General features: G+C 35.7%; 11 protein-coding genes. 2 read left to right on the forward strand and 9 right to left on the reverse strand.

Going from position 1 to position 15,233, the window contains the following annotated elements:
• Positions 1 to 81: 81 nt before the first annotated feature.
• The 7 genes from AC5P2S_RS14840 to AC5P2S_RS14870 all read right to left on the reverse strand — a co-directional run bounded on the left by AC5P2S_RS14840 (position 82) and on the right by AC5P2S_RS14870 (position 8,050).
• Positions 82 to 372, reverse strand: a complete 291-nt coding sequence (locus tag AC5P2S_RS14840; protein ID WP_248874359.1) for a winged helix-turn-helix domain-containing protein — start codon at positions 370 to 372, stop codon at positions 82 to 84.
• Between the two features lie 52 nt (positions 373 to 424).
• On the reverse strand, positions 425 to 1,042 hold the full coding sequence (locus AC5P2S_RS14845; protein WP_494555429.1) for a hypothetical protein: 618 nt from the start codon (positions 1,040 to 1,042) through the stop codon (positions 425 to 427).
• Positions 1,043 to 1,121: 79 nt separating this feature from the next.
• Complete coding sequence (locus AC5P2S_RS14850) at positions 1,122 to 1,544, reverse strand: PaaI family thioesterase (protein WP_494555430.1); 423 nt, start codon at positions 1,542 to 1,544, stop codon at positions 1,122 to 1,124.
• 74 nt (positions 1,545 to 1,618) lie between these two features.
• Positions 1,619 to 2,410 carry an enoyl-CoA hydratase/isomerase family protein gene (locus AC5P2S_RS14855; RefSeq protein ID WP_494555431.1) on the reverse strand — a complete coding sequence of 264 codons (792 nt, stop codon included), beginning with the start codon at positions 2,408 to 2,410 and terminating at the stop codon, positions 1,619 to 1,621.
• Positions 2,411 to 2,534: 124 nt separating this feature from the next.
• Complete coding sequence (locus AC5P2S_RS14860; protein ID WP_494555432.1) at positions 2,535 to 5,213, reverse strand: reprolysin-like metallopeptidase; 2,679 nt, start codon at positions 5,211 to 5,213, stop codon at positions 2,535 to 2,537.
• 139 nt (positions 5,214 to 5,352) lie between these two features.
• The gene (locus tag AC5P2S_RS14865; RefSeq protein WP_494555433.1) at positions 5,353 to 6,300 is read right to left on the reverse strand and encodes a T9SS type A sorting domain-containing protein; all 948 of its coding nucleotides are present in this window, start codon (positions 6,298 to 6,300) and stop codon (positions 5,353 to 5,355) included.
• Positions 6,301 to 6,478: 178 nt separating this feature from the next.
• Positions 6,479 to 8,050, reverse strand: coding sequence for a helix-turn-helix domain-containing protein (locus tag AC5P2S_RS14870; RefSeq protein ID WP_494555434.1), 1,572 nt, complete (start codon positions 8,048 to 8,050; stop codon positions 6,479 to 6,481).
• A 377-nt stretch (positions 8,051 to 8,427) separates the two neighbouring features.
• On the opposite strand from AC5P2S_RS14870, the gene clpB reads away from it, so the two are divergent.
• Positions 8,428 to 11,019, forward strand: coding sequence for an ATP-dependent chaperone ClpB (gene clpB / locus AC5P2S_RS14875; protein ID WP_494555435.1), 2,592 nt, complete (start codon positions 8,428 to 8,430; stop codon positions 11,017 to 11,019).
• Between the two features lie 74 nt (positions 11,020 to 11,093).
• Here clpB and AC5P2S_RS14880 read toward each other — a convergent pair whose 3' ends face one another.
• Both AC5P2S_RS14880 and AC5P2S_RS14885 read right to left on the reverse strand, forming a co-directional pair.
• Positions 11,094 to 12,047 carry a hypothetical protein gene (locus tag AC5P2S_RS14880; RefSeq protein ID WP_494555436.1) on the reverse strand — a complete coding sequence of 318 codons (954 nt, stop codon included), beginning with the start codon at positions 12,045 to 12,047 and terminating at the stop codon, positions 11,094 to 11,096.
• A 26-nt stretch (positions 12,048 to 12,073) separates the two neighbouring features.
• Positions 12,074 to 13,933: a M1 family metallopeptidase gene (locus tag AC5P2S_RS14885; RefSeq protein WP_494555437.1), complete on the reverse strand. Its 1,860-nt coding sequence runs from the start codon at positions 13,931 to 13,933 to the stop codon at positions 12,074 to 12,076.
• Positions 13,934 to 14,159: 226 nt separating this feature from the next.
• On the opposite strand from AC5P2S_RS14885, the gene AC5P2S_RS14890 reads away from it, so the two are divergent.
• Positions 14,160 to 15,134, forward strand: a complete 975-nt coding sequence (locus AC5P2S_RS14890) for a M43 family zinc metalloprotease (protein ID WP_494555438.1) — start codon at positions 14,160 to 14,162, stop codon at positions 15,132 to 15,134.
• Positions 15,135 to 15,233: the final 99 nt, after the last annotated feature.

The raw sequence follows: 15,233 nt of genomic DNA on the forward strand, positions 1-15,233 counted from the left end.
GTGAAGATATTTGTGTTCTTTGTGGTTATTAATTATAAAGTTCTTTGAATTACAAAGTTCATTTTCAAAAAAAAACGGGAGTTATCTTCCCAACAGTTTCTCTAAGTTATTGATATGTTCTTTGAAAGCATCTCTACCCTTTTGTGTGACACGGTAAGATGTTTTTGGCTTTTTGCCTACGAATTCTTTTTTGATTTCTATATATTCAGCTTTTTCGAGAGCGGAACTGTGACTTGCCAGATTTCCATCAGTGGCATTCAGCAGATTTTTCATTTCGGTAAAATCAACCCAGTCGTTGACCATCAGAACGGACATAATGCCTAATCTTACACGGCTTTCGAATTCTTTGTTGAGTTGATTGATGTTTAACATTACTTAAAAATAAATGATAATTGATGAGTGATAATTGATGACATTAAAAAGGTTAATCATACTTTCTATACATCAAAATCCCATAAAAAATATGCAGAAATCCAAAACCTACCGCCCAAAAAATCAATCCCCAACCCAACCAAAATAATGCAATTATTCCTAAAATGACTTCGCAGATTCCAAGATATTTAACATCACTTAAAGTATATCTTTCAGCATTAATCAAACTTAATCCATAAAAAATGAGCATTGACGGCGCAATTAAAGGAAAATAATGATGATACCAAAGCGCAATGCAAAAAAATCCACCCGTAACTAATGGAATTGCAAAGTTGGCTAAGAGTCTTTTGGTAATAGAATCCCAAACTTTAAGGTTTTTCTTTTTACTCTTTCTTGCTGTGAAAATATAACCGCTGGAAATTGCCAAGACCAAAATTACCAAAGCAACAAAGAACAGTTCCTGAGCTAAAGCTGGCGTATAAATGTTTCTTTCTCCATCAAAATAATCAACGCCCTCTCTCTGGAAAATGAAGTAAACATAAATGGAACCCAGAAGCGCAACAATGCCTGCAACAACACCGGACAAGCCACTCAATGAAATAAATCTCGAACTGCGCTCCATCATTTGACGGATATGTGCTAATTCATCTTGGTAATTTTTCGATTCCATAAAAAGAACTTTGAATTACAAAGTTATAATTTATTTTAAAACTCCAAAATAAATTTTGAAGTTTTTACATTTTATTTTCTTATAAAACTTCAAGTTCCGTAACTTTCTTACCTATTTTATAAACCGTACCACGGAAACCTGCTATAACCTCATCATTCTGATTCTTGATTGTAATATCATAAATAGCCGTTTTCCTAGTATCGTTCAAAAGGATACTTTCAGCAGTTAGAACATCGCCATTTTTTGCAGCTTTTGTGAAATTGATATAACAATTGAGCGCCACCGCAGCTTCACCACTATTGTTGGAAGAAAACGCCAACGCCGAATCTGCAAAAGCAAATGTAACGCCGCCGTGAACAGTTCCAAGTCCATTAATCATCTCCGATTTGATTGGCATTTTTATAAGACAGTAATTATCTTTGATTTCGGTCAGTTCAATTCCGAGCCATTGAGAAAACAAATCTTTCTCAAACATATATTCTGCCGTTTCGCGAGCATTCATAAATTATACTTGTGATTGATAAATGATAAAATTTCTTTAATCTCTAAAGTTCTCCGATTCTCAAACATTCAAACTTATTTCCCTTTGTAATTTGGCAAACGTTTCTCGATGAAAGCGGCAACACCTTCCTTGAAATCTTCGGTTTCTGCTGCATCTTGCTGGATAATGGATTCATAGTCCAGTTGTTCGTTCAATGTAAAGTTGTAAGATTTATTAAAAGCTTTTTTGGTCAAATAAAGAGCTGTTGTTGCAGCATGGGAAAGCTGAGTCAAAACTTCCATAGATTTCTCCACAAATTCCGAATCTGCAAAGACATCAGCAACCAGACCAATTTTTTTAGCTTCTGTTGCAGGAACCTTTTTACCCGTGAAAGACAAATAACTTGCTAATTGCCTTCCTACTAATTTGGGTAGATAATATGTCCCGGCAGTATCAGGAATCAAACCGATATTGGCAAAAGCAAAAGAGAAATAAGAGCTTTCTGTCGCCAAAGTAAAATCACATATCGAAGCCAGCATTGCACCTGCTCCAACTGCAGGTCCGTTGACCAAAGCTATTACCGGTTTTTTACACTTAACAATTTCAAGAACCAAGGGATTATAATATTCGATCACAAATCTCTGGATTGTTCTATCATCCTCATCGAAACCCAAAGCTTCCTTCAGGTTCTGACCGGCGCAAAAAGCTTTTCCTTTCCCAGCAATTGCAATACATCTCACATTACCGTCATTGCTGAATTTGTGAACTGCATTCCGCAATTCTCCAAGCATCACTTGGGTAAGACTGTTATAACTTTCGGGCTGGTTCAGGTAAATCAGTTGCAGTTTTCCTTCGAACTGAGCATCTATCTCTATTTGTGAGTACATAGTTTTACTTTTTAAATATTAGCAATTTAATATATTTTATTGAAAGGATTAAATAAAATTCTATTCTCAAAATAACAAAAGCCGATCAGTGATGATCGGCTTTAAAAATTATAATTAATCAAGACTATTTGATGATTAATTTTTGAGTATAATTAGCTTTTGGAGAAGTTACTTTCAATAAGTAAACACCTTTCGTCAAATTAACATTGAATTCATTTGTTGACTCGCCAGTTATTACATTGAAACCTGAGTTGTGAACTACTCTACCATTCATATCATAGATAGTCACATTGGCATTTCCGCCAAGATCTTTGGATTTGATAAAGAAGTTTCCATTTGAAGGATTAGGATAAACTTTAATATTATTAGAATTGAAAGCACTTTCGTTTACCGCCAATGCTTGAGAATCTCTTGTACAAAGCTCTAAAGACCAGCTAGTAATTTTACCAGCAAGATTTCTTACATTATCAGATGCAAATAGGTTCCAAGTACCTTTAGTATCGTTTCCTTTAAAAATATTAAGAGCTTCGTCTGGTTTTACTGTTCCAGAAATTGGAGAAGCGCAGACATAAGCTGAACCTTCATCGCTAAAAGTAGCGTTAATTCCGGAACTTGTACATTTTCTATTCCATAGCCAAGCCGTCTGTCCCAACGGACCTTCTATTCCAACTACAATCTGGCTCGTTCTTGGATGTTCAATAATTGGTTTAACTCTTATTTTTGTAATAACACCGCTATCCGCAACATTGATCGGAACTAATACTTGTGGTGAAGAAATTGGACCGCTTGTAGTTCCCGTCCCATCATTGATATCAACAGCCGGACCTGTATAACTGTAAGTATTACAAACTTCTCCGTTCACGCTGTAATCGATAACAAAACTGGAACTCATTGCAAAATAAATGTTGTTTACAGCTTCAATCATTATATAAGCATTCGCTGTTGTAGATCCTGCAGGAATTGTAACGGTCTCATCACCATCATTTGCAGTATTTGCAGCAATAGTGCTCCAAGTTTTACCTCCGTCTGTTGATAATTTAATATTAACGGTTGTAGTATTTACCGGAGCAACATTGGTATTGGCAACATTCCACTTAACGTTATAAGTATTACCAGATGTAAGCGCATCTCCAAATACTGGTGCTGTTACTACAAATGGTCCAGCTGCAGCACTAACAGTAATTTTCATAGCATCAGTCTGTGTTTGCTGACCATTCGGAGAGTTATCTCTTGCCGTTAATGTAAAATCAAGTGTTCTTGCCACACTGGAAAGAGCTTCCCATCTTGTAGCATTAACACCAGCCAGAACTTTCCCATATTCTGGAAAGTATCTTACAGTTGTTGATTTTGGTGGAAACATTTTGAAATTAGGTCCTCCCGCTTTCGTAGGTGAAGCATAAGAGCCTGTCGTAAACTGAGCAGTTCCTGAAGCAGAATTATTTTGCTCCCAAACATAAGTCATAGGGTCATTTTCTGCATCAGTAACTGTACCTTTCAATACAAAAGGCGTACTGATAGGAATAGTTACATCCGGACCTGCATCTACAACAGGAGGTGTATTAACTATGGGTGTATTAACCGCACATGCTTTATTCGCAAGATTATTTTGAATTTGCTGAATATTTCTATAAGTGAAAAAATCATTAGAATTGAACTGAGTATCATATTGACCCGTGATACCGGTGTAAGCCATAATTGTGTTTCCACTTCCTACCTCCACTTGCACTCCGGATCCTTCTGAACCACTGTAGGTATGTGTATGGTTGGCTCCAACCTGATGCCCCATTTCGTGAGCAACATAATCAATATCAAAAATATCGCTTACTGGAATATAATGTGACGTAAAAGCAGATCCCTTACTGCTGTTGGTACAGATACAACCAATACAGCCTGCATTACCATTTGGACTGTCATAGGCTAAAAGGTGTCCTATATCATAATTGGCAGCCCCTATTGCAGATGTTATTGCAGATTGAACCTGTGAATTATATGATCCGGATGTAGTATAAGGATCTGTTGTTGCATCCAGATAAATGATATCCAAATTATTAGGAATCAAATTAAAGTGAACGGCAAGATCTTTTTCATAGAGAGAGTTGACACGATTCACAGTATTATTGATTGCCGCAAGCACTACAGCTTTCTTTTCTGCATCTGTTGCTGATCCTGCATTAGCTCTTGTAATGTGATATTGTGAATATTCTGCCTGAGCAGACATTGCCAGTCTGAAAGTTTTATACACCTGATTATTAGATTTTCCGGTAGTATGTACATCTGCCTCGTCAGCCATCTCATTCATAGTACTGCATACAAAAGCTTCTTTTTCATCTAATAGTCTGGACGTAGACTCATAAGCAGCATATACATTACTACCTTGTGCATAGGGTTCAATAAAACTTGATCCGCCACTTTTCAGCATTGTTGAGGATACTCCAAGATCAGAAATACTGAATCTTAAATATGCAGTAGGATCTGTAATCCCAATTCCCATGTACGATCTGATATTTGGGAACTGAGCCTGTAACTCTGGTGAGAAGTTAGAATATTCCCATACTTGGAACTTTTGCAGTTGTCCTTTTTCATCAGGCATCAGAATTTCAATACCTTTTTGTCCTGAAAATTTTTGAGGCGCATTTTGCAATTTGGAAATCAAAGCATCTTTATTTAGTGAAAAAAGCTGTTTTTCCTGAAGATTTGCAAACTCTTCTTTTACTTGTTTACCTGTAAAATTACTGACCTTTGACCATTGACTGAATCCCAAAAACGGCAAAGCAAATACAGAGAATAATAGATATTTTTTCATATAATATTATTTTTCTGCAAATTATGAATTTTTAAACGAATTAAATAATTCTGTTACACAAAAAATAGATATAATGTAATATTAATTGCAAAAAAGTCAGAAGAAAACCCCTGACTTCTATAATAATTTAAAATATGAGTTACTTTTTTATCAGCTTATTGGTAAAAGTATTTCCGTTTTCGGTTTTAGTCTGGACAATATAAACTCCATTTTTTAGATGACTGATATTAATTTTAGTATCATTGGAACTAATTGATTTAATAAGACTTCCATTAGTTGAGTAGATATTTGTTGAAACAATCTTAGTTCCACTTAAGCCCTTGAATTCGAAATAATCCTGAGCCGGATTCGGATAGATTCCAATTTTAGAATTGAAATCAGCATCGGAAACATTCAAAATATCACACTCCGCCTGAAGCTCATATAAACCTTCCATATTCACCAGCTGAAACCAGTCGAAATTATTACCTCCCATTGCTACGCTTTCTCCAATTACTCCTTCGCCGGTATCAAAATGACCTGTTGTGGACCAGGCATTGGCATCAGACTTTACTCCGAACCAAATTCTTCCGTCAGACATTGTCCCATTCAAAAGGATCGGATTTGCTAGCTTCACTTTTATTTTTCTTACAACAAATTCATGCAACGGTTCATAGCCAACTTCTTCATAAGACTCGATAGTGCTGTCAGTAATCTGCAGAATCTGTTGGTTCGGAATATTTCTTCTTGGGTCTTCCGGATCTTCCGGAGTGGAAAGAATATTATTATAAAAAACAAAATTGACAAATGTTGGTGGAAATTTACTGGAGAGCGTTACAACGATACTATTGATTTTAATCGTTTGATTAGCTTCGATCGGAATATCAACAGCCGCCTTTTGCCCACCATTTCCGATGATGAAAACACCGTTCTCTTCATCTGTATCATTGACAACAATGGCATTACAGCTTTCTGCTTTTGCAGTTAATTTAGTTTGAGATTTAACTTCTCCGGATAATGATTGGGAAACAGAATTTCCGTAACCTAAATTCTGTGAAAAGGTAAATATCGAGCCTAATGCCGACACAAAAAATACAATTTTCTTCATAATTAATTTTTTAAGATTTAATAAAATACAATGAGATAATCTCATCAACCATAACAATATTTTATCTCATTGGTGAAGTAAATGTATATACTTTAAGAATTAAAAAATAGTAAAACATTTTCGAAATATGATATTTCGAAAAATAAAAACAGATCTTAAATCACTGATAAATAAAAGATTAAATATCCCTATGTTTCTTTTCCGCTTCTCTCAAAAAAGCGGATGGAGAAATCCCTGTGACATTTTTAAAAACCGTTGTAAAAGAACTATGGGAAGAAAACCCGGCTTGTTCTCCCAAATAACTAATTTTATAATTGAGAAATTCCGGACGCTCGTTGATTTGCTTACAGATATAGTTTATCCGAAGCTCGTTGAGATATTGATTGAAGTTTTTCTCTTTATGTTTTTTAATCGTTTCCGAGAGATAGGTCGGATTGGTTTTGAACATCACCGCCAGACTTGCAACCGTCAGTTTTGAATTGGTAAATTTCGCCGACTCTTCAAACTTATCTAATTTTTCTAAAATATTGGACTCAGCAGAACTTGGAATCGAGAAAGTTGGTTTTTCTTTTTGCTCAATTTCCGGTTGAATAATTTCTTTCGATTCTGGAGTTTCTTTTACTTCTTGTTTCTCAAGATTGGTGATGAAGTTTTGATAAAGAATTTTTTCTTTCCTTCTTTTCTGATTGATATAAAAAATACTCATTCCTCCAATCAAAACCAATAAACCACAACCAAAAATCAGAAGTTGATTATAGCCTTCTTTATCAGAAATTTTCTCCAGCAGATTTTTTTGTTCTTCTGAAACGGCTGTATTAATAGCATTAAGATTATTCTTTTTAACATCCGGCTCCAGGTCCAAAAGTTTCTCAGAGTACTCAATATATTTATCGTGACTATTCAAGGCTTTGTAAGAAGCAATCAGTTTTTTGTACATATCAGCTTTTAACCGGTTATCTTTAAAAGCATCTTCTTTCAGAACTGTTTCCAAAGAATCTATTGCTCTTTGATGCTCATTTTTAGCAGCATAAACTTTAGCTAAATTGTTATAAATAAAATATTTAAGTTCTTTATTTTCATTATCACGAATTGCCAAAGCTTTATTCAGAAAATACTCAGCGGAATCATTTTGCTTCAGATAAGCATAAGAAACACCGATATTATAAAATGCTCTGCGATACTGGAAAATATCCTTTTTGTTGAAAGTTCCATTCATCTGCAAAAATTTAAGAGCTTGCTGATAATCTTTCTTCGCTTCTGTAAAATTTTCTTGATCTGCTTTTAAATTGCCATATTCAATAAACAAACGTGCTGTGAGAAAATTCTTTTCATAACCATTTGGAAAATGATCCAGTTCGTGCTTCGACAAATCGAGATAAGGCTTTATTTTTTCAGGAAAGTTGAGAAACGAATATTGATTAGCAATTGACCCGTAGATTTTTGCTTTAAGCTTTGGATTGTCTAATTTCTCAGCAATTTCTTTGGCTTTGAAAAGCATTTCAGTTGACTTTGCAAAATCAGGTTTTCCGATTTTCAGATAAGCATCTGCCATTTTCATCCGAACTTCATACTTCTCTTCGTCAGAAATCGGTTGTTCCAATTTTTTAAGACTTTGTCTAATGATTTGCTCAGACGAAATTTTACTTTTATCCAAAGTCTCAGCACCAGACAGGTCTTCCTGATTTTGCTTTTGGCCAAAACAAAATGGAGTCGTAAAAACTAAAAAGAAAATTAAGATAAGACGATTCAAGTCCAGATTTTATTCACTCAAATTTATAAAATAAAAATCCCGAATTAAAATAATGATGAATGTTTTCAAAAACCTGTTACAAATTGACAATTATTTTTAATCTAAATTCTAAACTTTCGGAAATTTTGTCTCTTTAAATTAATGCAAAATTAAACAATTCGGAAATTTTGTCCTTAATTTTTAAAAATTCATCAATAGAACACTTTTTGTGATTAAGGTTTCAGAATTAAATGATTGATGAAGCATTAAGATTAGAATTAGCAACTTTGATCTTAATGTTTTTTGACAAAACAAAAATCATTGTTTTCAAATTGATAATTGTATAAATTTTGTATTAATCAATCAACTATAAACCAACAACAATCAACTAAAATATTATGAACTTAAACCAATATACTGTAAAATCACAAGAGGCCATCCAGGCTGCACAACAAGTGGCGATGGAATTTGGCAATCAGCAGATTGAACCTCAACATCTCCTTGAAGGAATTTTCCAGGTGGATGAAAATATATCGCCTTTCTTATTGAAAAAATCTGAAGCAGACGCTGCTTTGGTACGAGAGCGCAACCGCGAAAATTTAGAAAAGCTTCCCAAAGTACAGGGAGGAAATATTTATCTTTCACAATCGGCAAACAAAGTATTGCTTGATGCACCCAACATCGCTAAAAAAATGGGCGATGAATATGTAACGATCGAACATTTATGGCTTTCTCTTTTGGAAACAAATTCAGAAGTTTCGAAAATGCTTAAAGATATGGGCGTTACCAAAAAACTTTTGGAAGGCGGAATTAAAGAATTAAGAAAAGGCTCAAAAGCAACTTCTGCAAGTTCGGAAGAAACTTATCAGTCCTTAAATAAATATGCTAAAAACTTCAATGAATTAGCAGCAGAAGGGAAACTTGACCCTGTAATCGGGCGTGATGAAGAGATCAGGAGAGTTTTGCAGATCCTTTCAAGAAGAACTAAAAACAATCCGATTCTGATTGGTGAACCCGGTGTTGGTAAAACTGCGATCGCTGAAGGAATCGCCCACAGAATTATCAGCGGCGACGTTCCTGAAAACCTTATGGATAAGACTTTATATTCATTGGATATGGGAGCTTTGATCGCCGGCGCCAAATACAAAGGTGAATTTGAAGAGCGTTTAAAATCGGTAGTTAATGAAGTTATTAAATCTGACGGCCAGATTATTCTTTTCATCGACGAGATCCATACTTTGGTAGGAGCCGGAGGCGGTGAAGGCGCGATGGATGCCGCAAATATTTTAAAACCAGCTTTGGCAAGAGGTGAATTAAGAGCCATCGGTGCAACGACTTTAAACGAATATCAAAAATATTTCGAAAAAGATAAAGCATTGGAAAGACGTTTCCAGAAAGTGATGGTAGAAGAACCCGATACAGAATCAGCAATTTCCATTCTTCGAGGAATTAAAGATAAATACGAGGCGCATCATAAAGTAAGAATCAAAGATGAAGCGATTATTGCTGCCGTAGAAATGTCTCAGCGATATATTTCCGACCGATTTTTACCGGATAAAGCGATCGACTTGATTGATGAAGCTTCTGCGAAATTAAGAATGGAAATCAATTCAAAACCTGAAGAGCTGGATGTTTTAGACAGAAAACTGATGCAGATGGAAATTGAATTGGCGGCGATTTCAAGAGAAGGAAATCAGACGAAAATCGATCATTTAAAAGAAGATATTTCGAAAATTTCTGAGCAGAGAAATGAAATCAATGCAAAATGGCTGAAAGAAAAACAAAAATCTGAGGACTTAACCCAGATCAAAAAAGATATAGAATCTCTGAAATTAGAAGCAGAAAGAGCTTCCAGAGCAGGAGATTATGCAAAAGTAGCGGAAATCCAGTATGGCAAACTTCGTGAAAAGGAAGAAGAGCTTTCTAAGGTAGAACTTGAAATGCAAAACCATCAGAATGAACTAATTAAGGAAGAAGTAACTTCTGAAAACATTTCTGAGGTGATCGCAAAATGGACAGGAATTCCGGTTACAAAGCTCCTTCAATCTGAAAGAGAGAAATTATTAAATCTTGAAACTGAACTTCATCACAGAGTTGTAGGACAGGATGAAGCGATTCAGGCGGTTGCGGATGCGATCAGAAGAAACAGAGCTGGATTAAGTGATGATAAAAAACCAATCGGTTCATTCTTATTCTTAGGAACAACCGGAGTCGGAAAAACCGAGCTGGCAAAAGCATTGGCAGAGTTTTTATTCGATGATGAGAACAATATGACGAGAATTGATATGAGCGAATATCAGGAACGTCACAGTGTTTCGAGATTGGTGGGTGCGCCTCCGGGATATGTGGGTTATGATGAAGGCGGTCAGTTGACCGAAGCAGTAAGAAGAAGACCTTATTCTGTGGTGCTTTTAGATGAAATTGAAAAAGCGCATCCTGACGTTTTCAATACTTTATTACAGGTTTTGGATGACGGAAGATTGACGGATAATAAAGGTAGAGTGGTAAATTTCAAAAACTCGATTATCATTATGACTTCGAATTTAGGTTCACACCTGATTCAGGAGAATTTTGAGAATATCACCGATGAAAATCAGGATGAAATTGTTGACAAAACAAAAGATGAAGTTTTCGATTTATTGAAACAGACATTGCGTCCGGAATTCCTGAACAGAATTGATGAGGTTGTATTATTCCAACCTTTAAGAAAAAAAGAGATCGGAAAAATTGTAACCTATCAGTTGAGAGGATTCAATGATATGTTAGCAAAACGAAATATCATCATGACTGCAACTCAGGATGCCGTAGATTACCTGATGAATAAAGGATATGATCCAGCTTTCGGAGCAAGACCATTAAAAAGAGTAATCCAACAGGAAGTCTTGAATAAATTATCAAGAGAGATTTTGGCCGGGAATGTAAATGACGGCGACAGAATCACTTTGGATTATTTCGAAGAAACAGGTTTGGTTTTCAGACCGGTGGAATAAGAGTTAAATTTTTTCTTCATATTAAATACTATTTTAAACAAGAAAACCTCAGCTACTTTGGCTGAGGTTTTTGATTATTCCAAAGAAATCACCTTATCCAAATCCAGTAAAAGATAATTAATATTCTGATTAATGGTTCTCGTTGCAGACTGCATCTGATTCAGCATCGATGCGCGATTGTGCAAATCTGACGAACGGTAAAGTCCGCCGTTTCCGAAATTCACCGATCGATTCGCCGCATTTTCATCGCTGTCAAACTGGTACTGAATCCATCTTTGCTTCATATTCTCTATGATAGAATGTTGGCGGTTTCCTGTAAATTTTTTCTCGGTGTACATATACCAGATGAACGGGGGAAAATTTTTAGACTGTAATTTTTGTTCCCAAATGTCACGCAGAAGATTCCGCTCATGAATGAATTCCACTTTTTTGCCCTTCGGATTAAAAGTTGCCAAACCCAGCCCAGCTCCCAACAAACCACCACCGATATTCACAGCATTTTCCACACCATTGTCTTTGATAACACCGCCTGCAACAGAGGTTACTGCGCCGGTAATAATTGAGAAAAGAATCAATCTATTATTTCGGTTGCTGTTAATATTGTCTACATAATTGGCCATTTGTGCAACCCTTTCACCTTCGCAGTCAAATTCTGCAGCAACAGCATCCAACTCAGTCAGTGCAATACTGATTTTACTATTGATTTTTGTTTTCAGCTGAACCACTCTTAATTGAGATTTTAGAGTCGAATCTTTTTTCAATTCAATAATTTTCTCTGCTTCATCAATACTTTCCAGAGCATTCAAGATCAAAATGCTTTGGTCAGAAAAATATTGCTTGAGTTTCTGATTGGCATTAACAATAGAGTCAGAATTATAGGAAGGAACTTTCTGGGAATAATTGTACTGCAAAGGCGCTTTACAATAACTATCTTTCAGTGTCAGAATATTCTGCTGAATAGTTTTATTCTTCTGCGAAACACAAGACGAAAAGAAAAGCAAAATCAATAAAAGACCAATTTTTTTCATTCGAAATCAATTCACTTAAACTAAAATTAAAGCATTTTCAAATTATCATCCGGAGTATAATCCATAAAAATACCTCCATTCAGGCCAATGGATTTAATTTTCCTTTTCGTTGGGATCGTCAGATTTACCGACTTTTGATTTTTCTCCCAAACTGCTGGTGTAAAATGAACTTTCTCCAGAGAATTATCTTCATAATTCAAAACTACATCAAACGGAATCGCAAAGCCACCAACATTATCCACGGTTAAAATCGTCTGATTCTCTTTCTGAGAAAAGAAACTGATTTTCAAATCAATATAATTATTCGTGTAAAACCAATTGTTGAAAAACCAATTCAGATTCTTCCCGGAACCAGTATTCATAGAATTAAAATAATCCCATGGAATCGGATGCTTCCCGTGCCAGTTGTCCATATAATGATGAAGTGCTTTTTTGAACAATTCATCACCCAAATAATCCTTCAGAGCCAAATAACTCAACGCCGGTTTCACATACGCATTATTCCCATAACCTGCACCAGAAAGTTGAGAACTTAGCATAATAATCGGTTGATCTTGTTCCGTAGAAGCATCATTAATCCAACGCTTCACTCGGAAGTTTTTCATAAATTGATCTGCAGCTTCTTTTCCGTTTTCATCTATGCCAATCAGATATTCCAGCATAGTTGCCCATCCCTCGTCCATATAAGCATATCGTGTTTCATTGATGCCCATATAGAAAGGAAAGTAAGTGTGCGCAATCTCGTGGTCAGCAGTCAGTCTCGCATCCCGCAGATCATCAGGAATACTCGTATCGTTTATCATCATCGGATATTCCATATCAGCGTAACCCTGGATAGCAGTCATCACTGGAAACGGATATTCAACACCTGGCCAATTGTCTGTAAACCATTTCAGGTTGTAACGCATCCATTCCGTATATTGTTCAAAATCTTTAGCACCGGCATTGTAAGCAGACTGCACACTAGCCCTTTTGGTTTTTAACTGGACACTTGATGCATCCCAAACATAATGATTGCTTAGCGCAAAACAAAAATCAACAATATGATCAGCTCTGAATTTCCAGATATTCCAATCATTCTGTTTCGTCACTTTCCCTGATTTCATTTCTTCGGCATTCGCAATATGAATGATTTTATCCGATTTTAACGATTCTTTGAAACGTTTAAGATATTCCGGCTGAAGTACCTCATCAGGATTCAGGAAATCTCCCGTTGACCAAACCACAAAATTCTTCGGTGCAGAAATCGAAAAAGAATAATCATTAAAATCATTATAAAACTCCTGTCTGCCGTTATGCTGCAACATATCCCAACCGTTGTAATCATCATAAACCGAAACTCTCGGGAAAGAATAGGCGACATAAAAAGTTTCGGGATCAATTTGTCCCTCTCTTCCACTTTCTTTCGCCAACGGATATTCCCATTCGATTTTGATTTCGGTTTGGGATTTTGAAGCTAATGGTTTGGTCAGTTTCACAGCCTCCGCTGTTGACCAGTCATCACTATTAATGTTGTATTTTTCACTGTTGATAAAGAAGGATTTGATTTTAAGCCCATCCGTTAAAGCATCTTTTGGAGTATATCCAGCTCTCCCCGATTGTGGTTTATTGACATTATTCACAAAACGAATCGCTAAAACCTTTAGCTCATCCGGACTATTATTAGAATACTGAATCGTTTCGGAACCGGAAACAATCTTTGTTTTGGCATCCACTTTTACGTTCACATTATAAACTCCTTTGTTTTGCCAGTAGTTTTTCCCTGGTTTTCCAGACATATCACGTGTTCCGTCAGCATAAGCTTTTTTGATATTTCTCGGCATATACAATTCCTGAGCTGCAGCCGTTGTTCCAATCAGCAACAATACTAATAATAGTTTATTCATTTTTCAAATTTTAAATACCAAAAATAAAACTTTTATACCAGAAAGAATTTTCACCAATCGATAAGCGATATAATTCTTATTATTTCTGGGATAAAATCAATTTAAACAAACGATTAATTAAATAATATTCAACACATACTAATAATTGTTAAATATTTTATAAATTAAAATACATTTAAATGAAAAAAATATATACATTTGATAAAAATTTTAAAAATATAATCTTATGAAGAAAACTTTTTTTTACATCACTGCTGCATTAATTCTTACTGCTTGTAATCAAAGTTCAGAAACAGAAACCTTGGTTGGCGAAAACTCTACCACAAATGTTTCCGCCAGACGTGCTTGTCCTTCCGAAGAAATCAGAGCAGAGTTATTAAAAAACGATGCTGCTGCCAGACAGCGTTATAATAACATCGAAGCAGGAATCCATGACTTCATCACCAGCGGAAAAGTGTTATCGGACGGAACTGTTGATATTCCCGTTGTAGTCAATGTACTGTATAAAACTTCTGCTGAAAATATTTCTGATGCCAGAATTGCAGAACAAATTGCTATTCTTAATGCTGATTTTAGCGGAACCAACACAGATGCTTCTAAAATCCCAACTGAATTTTCCGGTGTTAAAGCCGGTGATACGCAGGTAAGATTTCACCTAATTAAAACCGTAAGAAAAGCTACAACTAAAACAAAATGGGGAACCAATGACGCCATGAAAAAATCTTCTACAGGCGGAATTGATGCAACAAGCCCAGGCAGCTACTTCAATCTTTGGGTTGTTGGGAATATGGGAGGAATTCTTGGTTATGCTACTTTTCCGGAATCTGCAGGACTTTGGAATGATGGTGTAGTAATTGCGGCTCCTTATTTTGGTAAAACAGGGGCAACTGCACCTTATAACTTAGGAAGGACAGCCACTCACGAAGTCGGACATTATCTTAACCTGAGACATATATGGGGAGATGCATCTTGTGGAAATGATCTGGTAGCAGATACGCCAACTCAAACAGGAGCTAATTACGGAAAACCTACTTACCCTTTATACAATACTTGTAGCGGAACTTCCAGATCTGTTATGTTTATGAACTATATGGATTATGTGGATGACGCTGCAATGTTTATGTTCTCTGCAGGGCAAAAAGCCAGAACTCAATCTGTGCTTACATCCACAGGCGCAAGATCTGGTCTAAGAGTTTATTAACTAACTATTTAATTATTTACAGCTGTTTTTGCAGATTGCGAAAACGGCTTTTTTGTTTTAAATATTATTAATATTGAAATTAAATATTATTTTTACGAT

The organism is Epilithonimonas sp. 33E, assembly GCF_059372615.1.

What these genes read in the sequence shown, in the direction of transcription:
- AC5P2S_RS14890 (WP_494555438.1), top strand. Translation starts at nt 14,160, where the DNA reads ATGAAGAAAACTTTTTTTTACATCACTGCTGCATTAATTCTTACTGCT.
- clpB (WP_494555435.1), top strand. Translation starts at nt 8,428, where the DNA reads ATGAACTTAAACCAATATACTGTAAAATCACAAGAGGCCATCCAGGCT.
- AC5P2S_RS14885 (WP_494555437.1), bottom strand. Translation starts at nt 13,933, where the DNA reads ATGAATAAACTATTATTAGTATTGTTGCTGATTGGAACAACGGCTGCA.
- AC5P2S_RS14855 (WP_494555431.1), bottom strand. Translation starts at nt 2,410, where the DNA reads ATGTACTCACAAATAGAGATAGATGCTCAGTTCGAAGGAAAACTGCAA.
- AC5P2S_RS14880 (WP_494555436.1), bottom strand. Translation starts at nt 12,047, where the DNA reads ATGAAAAAAATTGGTCTTTTATTGATTTTGCTTTTCTTTTCGTCTTGT.
- AC5P2S_RS14850 (WP_494555430.1), bottom strand. Translation starts at nt 1,544, where the DNA reads ATGAATGCTCGCGAAACGGCAGAATATATGTTTGAGAAAGATTTGTTT.
- AC5P2S_RS14840 (WP_248874359.1), bottom strand. Translation starts at nt 372, where the DNA reads ATGTTAAACATCAATCAACTCAACAAAGAATTCGAAAGCCGTGTAAGA.
- AC5P2S_RS14845 (WP_494555429.1), bottom strand. Translation starts at nt 1,042, where the DNA reads ATGGAATCGAAAAATTACCAAGATGAATTAGCACATATCCGTCAAATG.
- AC5P2S_RS14860 (WP_494555432.1), bottom strand. Translation starts at nt 5,213, where the DNA reads ATGAAAAAATATCTATTATTCTCTGTATTTGCTTTGCCGTTTTTGGGA.
- AC5P2S_RS14865 (WP_494555433.1), bottom strand. Translation starts at nt 6,300, where the DNA reads ATGAAGAAAATTGTATTTTTTGTGTCGGCATTAGGCTCGATATTTACC.